The organism is Dyella sp. 2HG41-7, assembly GCF_021390675.1.
Lineage (GTDB): Bacteria > Pseudomonadota > Gammaproteobacteria > Xanthomonadales > Rhodanobacteraceae > Dyella_B.
The window spans coordinates 2,150,564-2,166,455 of the sequence record NZ_JAJEJV010000004.1; the positions used below are offsets into that span (position 1 = coordinate 2,150,564).

16 protein-coding genes and 1 tRNA gene are annotated in these 15,892 nt (G+C 58.0%); 12 read left to right on the top strand and 5 right to left on the bottom strand.

Going from position 1 to position 15,892, the window contains the following annotated elements:
• Positions 1-377 precede the first annotated feature (377 nt).
• The 7 genes from L0U79_RS11020 to L0U79_RS11050 all read left to right on the top strand — a co-directional run bounded on the left by L0U79_RS11020 (position 378) and on the right by L0U79_RS11050 (position 6,624).
• Positions 378-677, top strand: coding sequence for a hypothetical protein (locus L0U79_RS11020; protein ID WP_233842326.1), 300 nt, complete (start codon positions 378-380; stop codon positions 675-677).
• Positions 678-687: 10 nt separating this feature from the next.
• The gene (locus tag L0U79_RS11025; RefSeq protein ID WP_233842327.1) at positions 688-1,263 is read left to right on the top strand and encodes a hypothetical protein; all 576 of its coding nucleotides are present in this window, start codon (positions 688-690) and stop codon (positions 1,261-1,263) included.
• Positions 1,264-1,354: 91 nt separating this feature from the next.
• The gene (locus tag L0U79_RS11030) at positions 1,355-2,308 is read left to right on the top strand and encodes a hypothetical protein (RefSeq protein ID WP_233842328.1); all 954 of its coding nucleotides are present in this window, start codon (positions 1,355-1,357) and stop codon (positions 2,306-2,308) included.
• A gap of 42 nt (positions 2,309-2,350) precedes the next feature.
• On the top strand, positions 2,351-4,189 hold the full coding sequence (locus L0U79_RS11035) for a lytic transglycosylase domain-containing protein (RefSeq protein WP_233842329.1): 1,839 nt from the start codon (positions 2,351-2,353) through the stop codon (positions 4,187-4,189).
• A 558-nt stretch (positions 4,190-4,747) separates the two neighbouring features.
• On the top strand, positions 4,748-5,266 hold the full coding sequence (locus L0U79_RS11040) for a PH domain-containing protein (RefSeq protein ID WP_233842330.1): 519 nt from the start codon (positions 4,748-4,750) through the stop codon (positions 5,264-5,266).
• A gap of 304 nt (positions 5,267-5,570) precedes the next feature.
• A complete protein-coding gene (locus L0U79_RS11045) occupies positions 5,571-5,927 on the top strand; it encodes a hypothetical protein (protein ID WP_233842331.1) in 357 nt (118 codons plus the stop codon).
• Positions 5,928-6,084: 157 nt separating this feature from the next.
• Positions 6,085-6,624 (top strand): hypothetical protein, encoded by a 540-nt coding sequence (locus L0U79_RS11050; protein WP_233842332.1) that lies wholly within the window; start codon positions 6,085-6,087, stop codon positions 6,622-6,624.
• 268 nt (positions 6,625-6,892) lie between these two features.
• Here L0U79_RS11050 and L0U79_RS11055 read toward each other — a convergent pair whose 3' ends face one another.
• The gene (locus L0U79_RS11055) at positions 6,893-7,870 is read right to left on the bottom strand and encodes an SOS response-associated peptidase family protein (RefSeq protein WP_233842333.1); all 978 of its coding nucleotides are present in this window, start codon (positions 7,868-7,870) and stop codon (positions 6,893-6,895) included.
• 107 nt (positions 7,871-7,977) lie between these two features.
• On the opposite strand from L0U79_RS11055, the gene L0U79_RS11060 reads away from it, so the two are divergent.
• Positions 7,978-8,259 carry a hypothetical protein gene (locus L0U79_RS11060; RefSeq protein WP_233842334.1) on the top strand — a complete coding sequence of 94 codons (282 nt, stop codon included), beginning with the start codon at positions 7,978-7,980 and terminating at the stop codon, positions 8,257-8,259.
• 134 nt (positions 8,260-8,393) lie between these two features.
• Here L0U79_RS11060 and L0U79_RS11065 read toward each other — a convergent pair whose 3' ends face one another.
• Positions 8,394-8,783, bottom strand: coding sequence for a hypothetical protein (locus L0U79_RS11065; RefSeq protein ID WP_233842335.1), 390 nt, complete (start codon positions 8,781-8,783; stop codon positions 8,394-8,396).
• A gap of 195 nt (positions 8,784-8,978) precedes the next feature.
• On the opposite strand from L0U79_RS11065, the gene L0U79_RS11070 reads away from it, so the two are divergent.
• Positions 8,979-9,221, top strand: coding sequence for a hypothetical protein (locus tag L0U79_RS11070; RefSeq protein ID WP_233842336.1), 243 nt, complete (start codon positions 8,979-8,981; stop codon positions 9,219-9,221).
• An 81-nt stretch (positions 9,222-9,302) separates the two neighbouring features.
• Here L0U79_RS11070 and L0U79_RS11075 read toward each other — a convergent pair.
• A tRNA-Leu gene (locus L0U79_RS11075) sits at positions 9,303-9,387 on the bottom strand.
• A 332-nt stretch (positions 9,388-9,719) separates the two neighbouring features.
• On the opposite strand from L0U79_RS11075, the gene rnr reads away from it, so the two are divergent.
• The 3 genes from rnr to L0U79_RS11090 are packed head-to-tail and all read left to right on the top strand — an operon-like array spanning position 9,720 to position 13,122.
• The gene (gene rnr, locus L0U79_RS11080; protein ID WP_233843888.1) at positions 9,720-12,113 is read left to right on the top strand and encodes a ribonuclease R; all 2,394 of its coding nucleotides are present in this window, start codon (positions 9,720-9,722) and stop codon (positions 12,111-12,113) included.
• Positions 12,110-12,853, top strand: a complete 744-nt coding sequence (gene rlmB / locus L0U79_RS11085; RefSeq protein WP_233842337.1) for a 23S rRNA (guanosine(2251)-2'-O)-methyltransferase RlmB — start codon at positions 12,110-12,112, stop codon at positions 12,851-12,853. Before rnr ends, rlmB begins: the two co-directional genes overlap by 4 nt.
• The gene (locus L0U79_RS11090) at positions 12,850-13,122 is read left to right on the top strand and encodes a hypothetical protein (protein WP_233842338.1); all 273 of its coding nucleotides are present in this window, start codon (positions 12,850-12,852) and stop codon (positions 13,120-13,122) included. The genes rlmB and L0U79_RS11090 overlap by 4 nt, the downstream gene beginning before the upstream one ends.
• 10 nt (positions 13,123-13,132) lie before the next feature.
• On the opposite strand, the gene L0U79_RS11095 is transcribed toward L0U79_RS11090, so the two are convergent.
• Positions 13,133-14,929 carry a glycosyltransferase family 39 protein gene (locus L0U79_RS11095; protein ID WP_233842339.1) on the bottom strand — a complete coding sequence of 599 codons (1,797 nt, stop codon included), beginning with the start codon at positions 14,927-14,929 and terminating at the stop codon, positions 13,133-13,135.
• Between the two features lie 135 nt (positions 14,930-15,064).
• Entirely contained in the window at positions 15,065-15,799 is a 735-nt protein-coding gene (gene phoU / locus L0U79_RS11100) for a phosphate signaling complex protein PhoU (RefSeq protein WP_233842340.1), read from the bottom strand.
• Between the last annotated feature and the right edge of the window lie 93 nt (positions 15,800-15,892).

A 15,892-nucleotide genomic window follows, 5' to 3' on the forward strand; every position in this document is an offset into this window, starting at 1 on the left:
CGACTGCTCAAGGGAAATGGGACGAGTGAGAAAAGCGCGCACGCAGTGCGCTTTCTCACCGTTCCCTCTGCACCTGATCGACTCGTGACTCGTGGATTACCTAGGGGGTATGGGGGAATCCACACGAGTAGTCAGGGCATGAAAACAGGCCCTGCAACCCATCGATACCACTCACTTCGCACAGGCGCGCGTGCGCGAATGACTTTGAGCGGAGCAATGACCCGTCTCGACCAATGTCATGCCGTAAAAGCGCGCCAGCGACTTTCTTTCCTGACCACGCAACCACCTTCGGTCGCGCAACTGGCGCTGCACCGCGGTTGTCCGGCTCGACGCCACAGAACTACCCGCAGCTGTACCCACACACCAGGAGATCACTGATGTCATACCCAAAACAACTGAACCCGCTTCCCGGCGGCAGCACGAGCTTGAAAAACATTACCGGCCCGACCCTCTGCAAAGCGGTGCTCGGCCGTGTTTGGACCGTCTCAGTCATCGTCGCAGGGTCCGCGCCTGGAAGCGTCTACGACTCCAACTCGCTTTCTGGCCTTTCAACGGCCAATCAGATCGGCACCGTCCCCAACACGGTGGGCCCCGCATCAATGGGTGGATTCCGCGTTAACACCGGCATCGTCCTTGTGCCTGGCACCGGCCAGACGCTCGCGATCGCTTTCACCTGAGGAGATGATCATGAGCGACATAGGACCGAGCAAGGCATCCAACACTCGATTTGCAGATCAAACGAAGCATCCGAACATCATCGACGGCAATTTGATGGATGGCGAGGGCTCCATCGGAACTCGCGCACAGAAGCTGATGAAGCTGCAGCGACTCGGTGTTGTCGAAAAGAATTTCGACTTCCCGAAGCTGGTGCAGGGAGATCCGAACGTATTCAATTTTGTCGAAAACTCTGCCTTGACTGCGGCGCGCCAGAAGGCAACTACCCAAGGCTTCATGCTTCGGCATGTCAAAGGCAGCGATCCGAGGATGCAGGAAGTCTGGTTCGAGGGTGACCCTGCGGTGTGTTGGGACATGTTCAAAGCCCCGGCTTTCTACGGAAAGATCAACAAAGATGTCGGCACGCACGAAGAAACAGTCAAGCTCAGAGACAGCGATGAACTTGTGATCCTAAGGTCGGATGGATCGATCGTTCGCCAAAACGGAGCGGTGATTCGCCACGCCGATAGCGGTAGTCGCAACGACGCCTCTGACTTTCAGCGCGACATTACCGAAGCCAAGAACGCTCCAGTGGGTTACGGAACTTGAGTTCACGGCGCCATCCCTCACGACACCACACGGCCGATCTCCCCGTGGAGGGATGGCGCCCCTTCTTTGGAGAGGCACAGGAACTCTGACGATGCGCTACTACGACATTGCACTCTCGCAGCCAAATGCAACGACACCGGCGATTCACTTCACGTCGCACCCCAATGGGCAATACGACCCGGCGGCGCTGAATGTCCTTTTCGATATGCCGATCCTGCCGTATGACACACCAGTGGGCGGCCAAACGATTCAAGTCGAAGGCGTGCCGCTTCAGTTACTCGGCGAGGCCCAGGATCTCGCCGGCTGGAACATAGAAGTCATTGGCGGAATGAAAAAGGGTCTGCCGTTGGCGAATCCAAATCAGGCAGGCCTTTTGGCGAAAGGTCAAATCTTCCAATCTTGGGGTAACTGGGAAGGCACGGAGATGGTGTTGAATCTGCTCCTTATGCCCTCGGGGTACACGATGAGCGAGCCAGGGAATTTGATGTTCATTTGGCGCGCCGGCCAGTCACTTCCGGATGCGCTGACGAGCATGTTCTCGACCGCGTACCCAGGGATGCCCGTCAGCATCAACGTTGGATCGAATCTGAAGGTCGACTACGACTTCATCGATCGTGCTTCGTCCCTGGAAAGTTTCGCCGGCATGTTTACTTCCTTCACAGAGAAGCAATTTGGCCAGGCGGTGACCATCACGATTCAAGCGGGAAAAATTGTCGTTTTTGATTCGACGCACAAGCCCTCGCCAATCCAGATGGAGTTTACGGATTTCGTCGGCCAGCCTACTTGGATCGAAAAACAGGTGATGCAGGTCAAGACCGTCATGCGTGGCGACCTTCAGATCGGCTCCATCATCAAGATGCCGAAAGGCTTTCAGAACGCGCCCGGCTTCATAACGACGGTTGGTAGCTCGTATCCGTCGAGCATTCGATACAAGAGCGCGTTTCAGAACGATTTCATGATCAAGGAAATGCGCCACGTCGGAGACTATCGGTCTCCGGATGGTTCGGCGTGGTCCACGATCTTCAATTGCATACCGCAGGGCTGATGCGCTCACCGGCAACCGCACACCTATCAGAGGAAACGACACATGGCCTTCAAACCGATTCTTGAAATTGACATTGATGACGCGCAATTTCGCCAGTTCTACGAGCTCTTCAAGGAGTATCAGGTCGAGGCCGGCAACATGCCGGAGGACTGGAAAGCATTGAACAAAGCGATTACCGAAAGCAGCGAGGCGATGTCGAACATCGTCAGCACGTTTGTCGAAACGATGATTGTCTCGAACGCCCACGCGAAGGAACTGGTTGATCACTTCAAAGAGGCGACCGACGCACAGAAAGATTTCGTCACAGTTTCGACTGACAGTGAAACTGCCCTGAAGAAAATGGGCAAGGAGGCCAAAGTATTTGCGGACAGCATCTTCGGCATCGGAAAGTTCTTGATGAAGTTGGGTGTGCTCGGAGTTGGCTCCGCTGCCGGCGGGTTGTTCGGGCTGGACAAGCTGGCGGAGAGTGCGGTGGGCACGCAGCGAAGCGCCCGCGGTCTCGGCCTCACGCCAGGTCAGCTGAAAGCCTTCGAAACAGACTTTGGTGGGCGCTATGTAGACGCCGGCGTACTGGGTTCCATCGCAGACGCGCAAGGTGACCTATCGAAGCAATGGGCGCTCCGCAGCGCCACCGGCTTGTCACAGGCGCGCATCGACCAAACGGATGTCGGTACGCTGGCGGGGATCATGGCGCTGCGGGCGCACGACTGGTGGGCCAATACGCCGGAAGGTCAACGCAACAAACAGTTCTATCAGGTGACCGGACTGGAACAATCCGGCTTTCCCTTCGAGCTGGCGCGCCAGGAGGGGCACACTGATCGCGCTGAGCTCGTGAGAGCGATCGCTCAATACCAGCAGGACTCCAAAACGTTGAACGTTAGCGACCGCAGCACGGACTCGCTGTACATCTTTATGCGGGATCTGAAGCTGGCGGGCTCCGATATCGAGACCTATTTTTCCAATAAGCTCGCGGAGCTCGGCCCACACCTGGGCGATTTCATTACCGCGCTCGAGCGCGATGCCAAAGTCTTGCTGGATGAGGTGCTCACGCCGGCAAACCTGCACAAGGCCGAAGACGCCATCCAGGATTTTGCAAATTACCTCGGCAGCGACGACTTCAAGAATACGCTCAAGGAGGCAGGCCAGGACATCAAGACCTTCGGCGATGGCGTGAGCGCCGTGGCGCGATTTATCGCCGACCTACTGCCTGACAAATACAAGATGCCCGAAGAGCAGCTTGATCCCAACAGCAAGATCGACCCGAACTACGTTCCATATAAAACGTCGCACCCTTACAACTACTACGACGTGCATCATGCAGGATGGCTCGGCGACTGGACGGAAAAGCAGTACGGCGGCCCGTACTACAATTTTCTCAATCCGAAGAATCCCGATTACAAGAAGAACGCGGCATTGCTCAGCAATCTTGAGCAGAAATATGGATTGCCATCTGGCTTCCTGGAAGCTCAAGCGTTCGCTGAATCATCGGGGGTGCAATACGCAATTTCGCCGAAGGGCTCGAAGGGACCGTTCCAGCTCGGTGATGCGACTGCGAAACAATATGGCGTCACCGATCCCTTCGACTTCGCGCAATCTGCAGAGGCCGCGGCGCACTACGACCATGATCTGAAAACGAAATACCACGGCGATCTGAGAAAGGCGCTTGCTGGCTATAACTGGGGTCCTGGCAACCTCGACAAGAGCCTCACCAAAGGCGACGCCGATTGGCAGGCATCGTCTCCGACCGAAACCAGTGCATACATCGATCGCGTGCTCAAGCTGATGGCCAAGCAGCAGGCGCAGGGTGCGAACGTCAACATCACTATCTCGAACAAGACCGGCAGCGACGTCGCTGTCTCAACTAATGCGGGGAGAAACTGACATGCGATCCCCAAATGACCATAAGCGTGTTATGGAAGTGGTCGACCGCATCCTCAGTTATGACCCTGGGCCCGGAGCAACGAAGCGCGGTGTTCCCGCCGACTACGCCGGCGATGATCCGAGTCTGTGCAATGCGCGGACCAAATCGGGGCGCCCATGTCGTTCGCTCGGGCTCGAACCGAACGGTCGATGCAAATGGCATGGCGGTTTGTCTACGGGACCAAGGACCCCTGAAGACAAAGCGACCACGGCGGGGAACTTCTCTTGGGAGAAGGAGAAGCTCAAAAGGCAGGTCGTGCGGCAATTGCAGAAGACGGGGTATCTGCCCGAACGCCCGTTTGCGACGGACTCTCCGCCGACGCGCAAGTGACTTGCCGTGCGCGCTGGCCGGTTCACCTTCCAACTGAGCAACCACATTCGAGCCCGTAAGCGGCATCTGCCAACGGGCTCCCGGTGGGATCGCAGCTGGATACCCTCCGTCCTACCCACACCGGCCGCCGAGCACCTCGGACGCGACTGCGCTACCCTCAGGCCGCCAACTAAAGGGGAGGGAGCTTCATGGCAGACGGGACCAAGGCATGCCCTGCATGCGCAGAGACGATCCAGGCCGCGGCGAATAAGTGCCGCTTCTGCGGAACGGATATCGAGGCGTATACCGCGAGCCGAGAGCAGACGGTGGAGCGCACCCTGTTCTCCGGGCACCCGCGAGTGATTTATATCTTCCACCAGTACGTCATGTGCGTGATCACGCTCGGCATCGCGCTGTTCTTTTATTGGATCCGTAGCCTATCGACGACGTTCGTCATCACGACTCAGCGCGTGCGCGTCGAACAAGGTTTGTTCTCGAAGGTGCAGCGAAACCTCGAATTGTTTCGCGTTGATCACTTCGATGTGGTGAAGCCGATTGGAATGCAGGCGTTGGGCTTGTGCGAAGTGCTTTTGCACTCGTCCGACGAAGGCATGCCCTCGGTGCTCCTGTACGGTATCCCTGGCCTCGAGCAGCTCGCCGACGAATTGCGGGAATGTTCGCTGCGTGAACGTACTCGTCGTCGCGTGATGCCGATTGAGCGGATGTAGCAGCCCCTGAAATTAGTGTGTCGGTCAAATTCGCCAGAAAAAGGAATGATCATGGCAAGCATCAAAGAGCCAATATCGCTACCAAAGCATTGTCCAGTCACAAACAAGTCAATTGTCTTGACAGCTCTCCGAGTTTCCCTTCCCGGCGGCGCTGCGACCGAAATTACAAAGAAGAGTTGCTCAAACATTGCACAGTGCTTCACGAAGTATGGATCCGTTGAACAAATTCCCGGATGTCTCATCAAGACGCTGTAGCCGATGCCTGGATTCTCCACAACGGAATGTTCAAAACGGCGGAAAGAAAATGACGACTGAAGTGCTCGGCCTTAGTGACAAGCAGTTAGCCATTTTGCGTGGAGTGGTCGAATTTCTTCGAAATTTGGCAACTATGTTTGCGTTTTCAACTGGTGCTGCCTATTTCATAGTGCGCCAGCCGTTTCACGCGTTGCATGGTGTTGTTTCATACGTAATCGGTGGCATTCTTTATTTGTTAGCGCAGATTGGAATTTCGTGTGCCTTCTTTACGTTCGTTAACATCATGCTGACCAATTCATCTTGGTCACCAAGACAACTTCGTTGGGCCAACAGGATTGTATTTTGGACTGCTGAAGTATTGTGCCAAATTCCCCTCTTTGCCTTTTTAAGTTTCAAGGGACAATAGTTCGATTTCTGTAGCGGGAATCGCAATTGTGCTGCGAATCCCGATAACGCTTGGCATTGCGCAAACGCGATATGGTTAGTACCCACTGTTCTACCCATGCGTGGCGAGGCACAACAAAACGGCTTCGATGACAATAAACAAAATTATTGGGTGACAAATGCCACAACCTTTGATGCCGGGAAAAGGTGTTCAGTATGGTCCGAACACGGTCCTCAAGCGCCCCGATCTAGCTGCGGCGATCGCCAATGTGTGCGCAAATTGGAGCCTGGTCGAAAATCACGTCATCTCAATTTACGCTTTTCTCATGGGCGACTATCTCCCTAGGGTTCCTGGATATGCTCCACCAACGCATCCGGTTGCCCGCCAAGTAATGGACGCGCTAAATGCCTTCAATCCCAAATTGGAGCTTTTGTGCAAGCTGCTTGATTGGCGCGAGCCGGAATTGTCTCAGCAGTTTAGGGAAGGGAATGCCATGAGACTTCGGAAGCGTTATAACGAGCGAAGTGAAGTTGCGCACGGAACGTGGGCTGTATGCGATGACTATCCAGATGCACTAATACTCGCGCCGACTTTTGGGGCGATGATGATATACAAGATCAGAGATTTTGACGCTATCTCAGAGCGAATCCTTGAAGAGGTGCGTGCGCTAGGAGAATTGACGAGCCACATTTACAAAAAAAGGGAACAGCGAGGGTGAGCATGTGAATCGGGGAGCAATCAGCTCCAATCCCCAAACCGATACGCGCGCAACGCGCGATCTTCATCGAGCGCTAAATCAGCCTTAAAGAATTGCGGAACGTCGCTTATAAATTCTTGGAAGCGGATCATGCAGGCGGAACAGCCGCACTCGCCGGCGCACTTCGGGTCGCATGTCACGACGCAGGTACATGGCACGGGATCTACATGACTTGCCGTGTAGTACCCGTTGGACTCGGGATAGCGCCTGCGCCCTTCTTCATTTGGGTTCATACAGCCTCCGCCTTGTCGGATACCAACTCATGTTGGTAGTACACATCGGGCGGGGTGTCGATAATCTCAAACATAGCGTTTAGGTGATGTGGATCCGGCGCAAGCCACGCGTCGAGATTTTCCGGTTTGATGGCGACGACGCAGCGGTCATGGCCGGCAGCGAGAACTTCGGGCGGCGGATCTCGCGTGATGATCGCGAACGAGTAGAACCCTGGCCCGTCGTCCGTATCCTCGACGTAGCGCCAAAGGCAGGCGAGAAAGAGATCCTGCTTCGGCTCCGCCTCAAACCGAATCTCGACGGCGATATCTCGCTCGCCTGGTGCCAGTTCACGCTGGTGCAGACGGTGCAGGCTCACCGATTCATAGAACTTGCTCGCTATGACAACGCCGTGGTTGTAGCCGAACAGTTTCTTCCAGACGGTCGACAGCTTGTCTCGTCTGGCGTTGTACGTTCCTGGCTTCTCGACCTCGTCTTGCGCCGACCAACCGGGCAGGCGGCAACGGTAACGCATCGGAACGATCATGCGCTCACCGGTCGCGTGATCGCGCATCAACACGGGGCAGTACGAGCCAGGCCAGATGCGACCGTAGCCGTCCGTCTTGGATTGGTCGTTCAGCTCGCGAAGCTTGGCCTCGGCTGCAGCGATCTTGTTGGTGGCAACGCGGACATCATTTGCCGCCTTCTTGGTAGGCTTGGCGCCGGCAAGCACCGTCTCCGCTTTCACCTTCCGCTCCGTCTGCTCGGCGACTTCCTTCTCGTAGACGAGCGCAGCCGAGCGGTAGGCCTCGATCGCTACGGCATTGGCTTCGGCTTCGTCCGGTGTTCGCGGATCGGCGAAAGAATCGCGCATCGCCTTGGGAACCTTTTTTACCCAGTCGCCGGACTTCTTGCGCTCCCAGAACATCTTCACGAACGCTTTAATGTCGAGCTTGCCGCCGTGATGTTCGTACTTGCGGAAGTCCGCGTAGATCATCGCCGAGTAACACACCGCCGTGCTCCGAAGCCGGGGAGTCCATCATGCCACGGGCGCTCGCACGGGGTGAGACGGAGGCGGCGTAGCTTGCCGCTATGGGCACTCACATGGAAAGGCTGCAGTGGATTGATGATTCGACCTACTTCAAGGTCAACTACGCCGCGCAGCCGTTCTGCCGGGTCCGTGACACCGGCCATGAGTTCGAAATCCTGTTTGCCGCCGGCAAAGGCCCGAAGAATCCGGGCCCGTATTACGCCTACAGTTTCAATCAGGCAAAGCGCTATGTCCTCGGCTATGCCAAGCATCACGAGTCGAGACTGCAAGGGCAGGTGATGAAGGTTGGAAACTATGCGCCAGAACCGAACGAGCCTTGGCCGTGGCCGGTTTGAGACGGATTCGTGTGACGGCGTTTTCCCCTTGGTTCCCCCGATGTCCCCGCTTGTGGGAAGCCGGGGGACATGAGCACGATTCGTGCCGAAGTGACCGTCAATCGCAGTCAAATTTTTTGAGTGACGTTGAGGAACTACCAACCGCGCTGTTCTTGTCGCTCACGGTTGCTGATGGCGAGTTCGTGCGCGGCTTCGGTGACAGGACATTGCGCACTGCGATGAGTGCCGTGGAGATGCCTACGCAGGCCCTCAGGGTACGTAAACCCCGGCCCGTGCTTGTAGAAGTTTTGCGCCTCAGCGCGACACAGCGGACATATTGCTCGCTCTTCGCTGTACTTTTCGTTGCCGACCGTAATGACGTCCGCTAGCTCAAGCACTTTCTCGACGGCATCGCGAAACCAGGTGTACACAGCGCCGGGTTCGTTGAAGTCTGCTCGCGGATATAACACCTTTTCGAACTTGGGCCCGGTCAATTCGATGATCGTCACCCGCGCCATATAGAGGTCGCTCTCGAGCTTCCGCATACGAGTCTCGAGCTCTGACTTGGCTCTCATGTGTGCGCCTCCGACAGACCGATAATTGCCGACAAGACTTTTTATCGGTCGTTATCGTATCCCTGATCGTCGGCACATTGACTAGCGGCTACGGGTTACCCACAGCTGATCTGAGTCACCGATGTACACTCGTGTTCACGTTTGTCCACAACAGGAGTAGGGACGATGGCCGTAGGTCCAGAGATTGCCGTGCATCAAGGAATTGAGATTCGATACGGCTATGACATTGTCTCCGACAAGTTCATTGCACATATCACTGTTCCAGAATCAAAGCGTCCGGGCAGAGCGCATGTGCGTAGTGCAATGCGACGCGCGTTACCGGGCCACTCTTATTCAATGCAAGATTCCATTCTTGAGCATCTTTTGGACAGCATGAAGGATGCAATCGATGAATTTCTCGATGCATGAAATCGTGTGGGTAGATATGTGGGTAGAGCAAGCCACAAAAACGAAAAAACCAAGGCTTTTCAAGACCTTGGTTTCTATGTTTGGTGCCCAGAAGAGGACTCGAACCTCCACGGTTTTACCCGCTAGTACCTGAAACTAGTGCGTCTACCAATTCCGCCACCTGGGCAGGTGTCGCGTGAGCCTTTTGGGCTGTGCGAGCCGCGTAGAGTACGGGGCGACGCATGCATTGTCAACAATTTGCCGATGGCGGCGGTGGCGTTCGATCAACGGACGACAAGTCATTTATCCCGGCATTCATCGAGGCGATACTAGGACGTGACCAAGAAAAAGAAACCCAGCAAAGAGAAGGCGCCCCGCAAGGCCGCCAAGGCGCCGAAAGTTCGCGCTGCCGCTTCGAAGTCCACGCGACGCGATCGCCAGACTGGCGCGGGCGAGGCGCCGCCCAAGCGGCAGCACGATCCGTACGCGGAACGCGAAGCGCAGCGCTACGAGCGTCCCATTCCCAGCCGCGAAGCCATCCTGGCGCTGCTTGAGGAGCGCGGGGAGTTGCTGACGCAGGCTCGCATCGCCGAAGCGCTGCAGCTCTACGACGAATACGGCATCGCAGCGTTGACCAAGCGCCTTACCGCGATGGTGCGCGACGGCCAGCTGCTGCTGGGACGCCGCGGCGGCTACGCGCCAGCGCGTAAGTTGGATCTGATCCCCGGCGTGGTGCTGGCGAACGCGGAAGGTTACGGCTTCCTGCGTCCAGACGAAGGCGGCGATGACCTTTACCTCTCGCCGTATCAAATGCGCAGCGTGATGCACGGCGACCGCGTGCTTGCCAGCGTCGTGGGCTTGGACCGCCGTGGTCGGCGGCAGGGTTCCATTGTGGAAGTACTGCAGCGACGTTCACCGCGACTGGTCGGCCGTGTCGTGGTCGAGAATGGCGTGACGCTGGTCGTGCCCGACGACCGCCGTTTGCATCAGGACCTGATGATCGCCCCGGGCAAGGAACGTGGCGCCACCTCAGGTCAGATCGTGGTGGCCGAGATCACCGATCCGCCCACCGCGTATCGCGGCCCGCTAGGCGCCATACGCGCCGTGCTGGGCGAACGCCTGCAGCCCTCGTTGTTGGTCGACATGGCCATTGCCAGCCACGATCTGCCGCACGAATGGCCGCCGGAAGTGCTGCGCGAAGCCGAAGCGGTGGAGCCGGAAGTCACCGCCGCCGAGCGCGAAGGTCGCGTCGATCTGCGCAAGCTGCCGCTGGTCACCATCGACGGCGCGGATGCGCGTGACTTCGACGACGCTGTCTACGCCGAACCCAAACGTGGCGGCGGCTGGCGGTTGGTGGTCGCGATCGCCGACGTGTCGCACTACGTGCCAGTCGACAGCGCGCTGGACAAAGAAGCGTACGAACGCAGCACGTCCACGTATTTCCCCGGTTTCGTCGTACCGATGCTGCCGGAAACCTTGTCCAACGGCATTTGCTCGCTCAATCCGAAGGTCGAGCGCCTTTGTATGGTTTGCGACATGCAAGTCGATGCGACCGGCGAGGTTGTGAAATCCAAGTTCTATGCTGGGGTGATGCGCTCGCACGCGCGCCTCACGTACGACAAAGTGTGGCAAGCCATCGGTTTGCAGGATGCCGATGCAAGGCACGAAGTCGCCGATGTATTGCCGCAGTTGGAACATCTGCACGCGCTCTACAAGGCGATGGCCGAGCAACGCCGTCGCCGCGGCGCCATCGACTTCGAAACGCCGGAGGTGAAGTTCCGGCTCGATCAGACAGGCGAAGTGCAGACGGTCGGCGCGGTGGAGCGCAACGATGCGCACAAGCTGATCGAAGAATGCATGATCGCCGCCAACGTGCAGGCGGCGCTGTTTTTATCCAAGCGTAAAATTCCCGCGCTCTACCGCGCGCACGAACCGCCGCCGGCGGAGAAGTACGAAGATCTGCAGCAGTTCCTGCGCGAATTCAAATTGCGCATGCCGCCGGTCGAAGATGTCACGCCAGGTGATTTTGCAGATGTACTGCGGATGGTGCGCGATCGCCCCGAGCGCGAGCTGATCCAATCTGTGTTGTTGCGCGCGCAAAGCATGGCCGCGTATCAGCCCGACAATCGCGGCCACTTCGGTTTGGCATTGGAAGCGTACGCGCATTTCACGTCGCCCATTCGCCGCTATCCCGATTTGCTGGTGCATCGTGCGATCCGATATGCATTGAGCGGAGGCAAGCCTTCCGCTTACGTGTATTCGGAAGCAGCCATGGCGGCGATGGCCGTGCATTGCTCGCAACGCGAACGTCGCGCGGAAGAAGCCGAGCGCGATGTGGACGAACGCTTCCGCTGCGCCTGGATGGCCAAGCATATCGGCGAAGAATTCGCGGGCGTGGTGACGGGTGTGACCTCGTTCGGGTTATTCGTCGAATTGGACGAATCGAAAGTGTCGGGCCTGGTTCACATCAGTCAGTTGTCCAACGATTACTACCATTTCGATCCGGTGCGGCATTTACTGAAGGGCGAGCGCAACGGCGTGCAGTTCCGCCTCGGCGATCACGTGCATGTGCAGGTGCTGCGCGCGAGCTTGGAAGATCGCAAGATCGATTTCCGCTTGGTGCAACCGGGTGCGCGGAAACCTGCCGAAACGAGCAGCGCTGCGGCGGCGCCCACGTCGCGGGCTTACAATTACGCTGCCGCAGGCGAGCGTTATTCCTTGCCGTCCGGCAGGAAGCCGTTGCCTTCGCTGCCACCACTGCCAACACACGACCGCGCGACGGGCAAGCCAGGGAAAAAAGCCGCGGCGAAACTGGAAGGCAAGCGTCACGACAAAGCGCCAAGCAAACCCAAGAACAAAAGCAAGCCGCGGGCCGCCAAGAGCGGTCCGCCGAAATCGAAAGGCAAACGATGAGCGAGAGTTGGATAGTCGGTATCAATCCCGTCGACGGCGCGTTGAACAACGACGCGCAACGTGTGCGCGAGGTGTTGGTCGAAAACGGTCAGCGCAATGCACGCGTGCATGAGCTGGCGGAGAAAGCGAAAGCGCTGAAGATTCCGGTGCACCATCGCCCGCGCGAGCAGTTGGACCGCGTATCGGGCGAAGCGCGTCATCAAGGCATCGTGGCGCTGTACGAGGCGCCGCCTTTGGCCAGCGAACAAGATCTGCCCGATCTGCTCGAAAAGGCGGGCAACAACGCTTTGGTGTTGGTGCTCGATGGTGTGACCGATCCGCACAATCTCGGTGCATGCCTTCGCAGTGCCGCGGCGGCCAACGCGACCGCTGTGATCGTGCCGAAGGATCGCGCCGTCGGCCTTACGCCAGTCGTACGTCGTGCATCGGCCGGCGGCGCAGATCGTGTGCCGCTGATCGCCGCCACCAATCTTGCGCGCGCGTTGCGAGCACTCAAAGATGCAGGCGTGTGGATCACGGGATTGGCGGGCGATACCGACCAATCGATCTACGACATCGATTTCAAAGGTCCCGTGGCGCTGGTGTTGGGCAGCGAAGGCGAGGGCATCCGCCGACTCACGCGCGAAACCTGCGATTTCGTGGCGAAGATTCCTATGCCCGGCAGCATGGAAAGTCTCAACGTCTCGGTCGCCACCGGCATCGTGCTGTTCGAAGCCTTGCGTCAGAGGAGCGTGCGATGACGTTTCATTGGCACGATTGGGCTGGCTACATCGGTGTTGCGCTGATGTTGTTGGCGTATTTGCTTATGCAAGCGCACAAGCTGCATGGCAACGGGTTGATCTATCAGTTGATGAATGTGCTTGGCGCGCTCGGCGTGATGCTGTCGCTGGTGTTCGGTTCGTTTAACACCTCGGCGTTTTTTATGGAAGTAGCGTGGTTGCTTATCGGCATTTACGGCATCGCGCGCAGCGCGCGCTTGCGTCGGGAAGCGCGCCACAACCAACCGTAGGACGGGGTCATTACTGATTTTGCGACGTGGCTGGTGCCGTTGTCGTCGTATCGCGGATTGTTCCGTTTGATGTGTGCCAGCGGCGTATGCGATACGACGCGATAACGCCGGGCGATTGCGGTGAAGGCACGGCAGTGACCAACAAGCGGTCGCCCACCGAATACGTGCGATCGGTCGCAGTGCCATGGGTTAGCACTGCTTGCGTATCGACGGTGGAAGGCGTCGCCCGCAAAAATACGAACGCGCTCGGCTGCGGTTTCCACGTTAGCCAGCTCAGGTCGTACGTGACGATTTCCTGCACGACGACCTGACGATCGGCAAGCCCGGGTTGACTGGCGAGTCTCTTCGCCAATGCCAGGGCGTTGTCTTCGCTGGAAATATCATGCAGTGTCCACGCGACAACAGGGCACGCGGTGCTCGATGCGGGCGCCGCATCGGCATAGCGCCGAATCAAGTCATCCGGCTCGTAGGCATATGGTCGATACGATGCCGGCAGGTAATAACCGTAGTAATGCCGCTCGATCATATCGTGCACGGCGGGCGTCATGCCGATACCGTAAGTGCCTGGGAGCGTAACCACGGGAATGGTGGCGTTGTCGCATCCCGGCAGGCTTTGAACGTAGGCAGCCGATTCACGCCATGGCTCGTTCGACGGCAGAAACCGGCCGCGTATCAGTGCGATCGATTGCGAGCCGATCAGCAAAACAATGGCTGCCACACAGATTGCGCCCATTCGCGTCTCGACACGTGGGCCCGCCACGTCGTACAGCTTCGCGATAAGAAACCAGCCAAATGGCGCGCATACCAGCACATTGCGATACGAGAACGATGGCGCAATCAACAACGACACGGCGATGCCGCTGATTGTTACGCCCGCGCATACCACACCGCAAAGTGCAGTCGTCCAACCGGTTTCGTCCACCTCTGCGTCAGCCGAGCGCTCGACACGTCGCGACCGGCGCAGCCACATTGCTACGAGCATGGCGACGATCACCAGCAGCGACTGCCGGCTCATAAAGTGGAAGAACACCCGCCGCAGATGCGAAAGGAAGAACGACGCTTTGTTGCTATACCAGGTGTCGTGGAAATCGTGTGCCGAAGTGTGCGTCATCAACCACAGCAAGCCGACATAAAGTCCCAACACGATAAGACCGGATACGCCCATCGCGATACGCATCGGCCAGGTCCGCGACGTGAGCAGCAAATACAACAACAGCATGCCCACCGTCAGCAACATATAGGGATGCACTTGGCTCCCGGCGATACCTAGCAGCGTAAGCCACAGCCACGCGCCAACCGGCAAGCGTGCGCTCAAACGCGTACGTCGATAAAGATCGATGGCGGCGGCCAGCAGCGCGGACGAGATGAGAATGGCCAGCGTGTAGTTGCGCGCGTTTTGAGATTGTTCGTACCAGAACAAGGACGTGCTTGCGACGGCGCAAGCAAAGGCGATGGCCGTTGGGCTTAGCCGCCGACGTGTTCCGAAGGCAAATACGACGAGGCTAAGGACAGCCAACATGGCGCTGAGCAGCCGCACTGCCCATTCGCTGGCGCCGACAAGGTTGATCCAGCCGTAGAGAAGAAAGTCGTACAACGGTGGGTGGACATCGGCGAGCACGCGTCGAAAGACTTCACCAAGGCCCTGGTGATGTCCGACGACTTGCATCGTAAACAGCTCGTCGGCCCAGAAACTGTTGCTGGAAAGGCCGATGAACGCGAACACGCAACCGATCAGCGCAATAAGCGCATAAAGCGTGCAGGGCCAATCGAGGCGGCTTTGGGAGCTGGCGGCTGGGCGGGTATTCAACGCTTGGAATCCTCGCATCGCGTAACGCCGGACGTGTCTCCGGTCTTGGAAGAGTCGAACAGTACGCGAGCGATGCCGGAACGAAAAGGCCCGGGCGATAAACCCGGGCCTTGATAGCTACCGCTTAGTGCGTGGTCAATCGGGGCGGTTACCCAGTTTCACGGGTTCGGGGCTGGACGTCAGATCGCGCTTGTCGCGTTGCGCCATCAGCGGTTCGCCCTTCACCTGGAACCACACGTTTTCGGCGATGTTGGTCGCATGATCGCCGATGCGTTCAATGTTCTTGGCCATGAACAGCAGATGCGTGCACGGCGTGATGACGCGCGGATCTTCCATCATGTACGTGAGCAGTTCACGGAAGTAGGCCGTATAGGCCTCATCGAGCTGCACATCGTCCTGCCACACTTTGTAAGCCAGGTCGGCATCGCGGTCGCGATAGGCGCGCAATACGCCGCGAACTTCCTCAGCCGCCAGCTCGGCCAAGTGCGCGAGGCCGCCGGTAGGCGTCATCGGCGCGGCCATGGAAAGCGGAATGGAACGCTTGGCGACGTTGGCGGCGTAGTCGCCGATGCGCTCGATATCGGCCGCGATACGCAGCGCGGCGAAGACATTGCGCAGGTCGCCGGCGATCGGCGCGCGCAGGGCGAGCAGGCGCACGACGTCGTGGCTGATTTCCTGTTCTAGCTGATCGATGGCGTCGTCGTTGTTCACCACGTGCTGGGCGGCGCGTTCGTCGCGGCGATCCACCACGTCAATGGCCGCCTCCAACTGGCTCACCGCCAGCTCGCCCATGCGAACCAGTTCGCCGGTCAGGCGAATCAGCTCGTCGTCGTAGCTCTTGATGATGTGTTCCTTGCTGCTGCCGCTCATGGGGATGGCCTCTTGAACTTTGGTAGATGGGGAAGGGGACTCAACGAATGTCGCGAGGTTTGCCGCTTACCCAACCCTCTCCGCAAACATGGA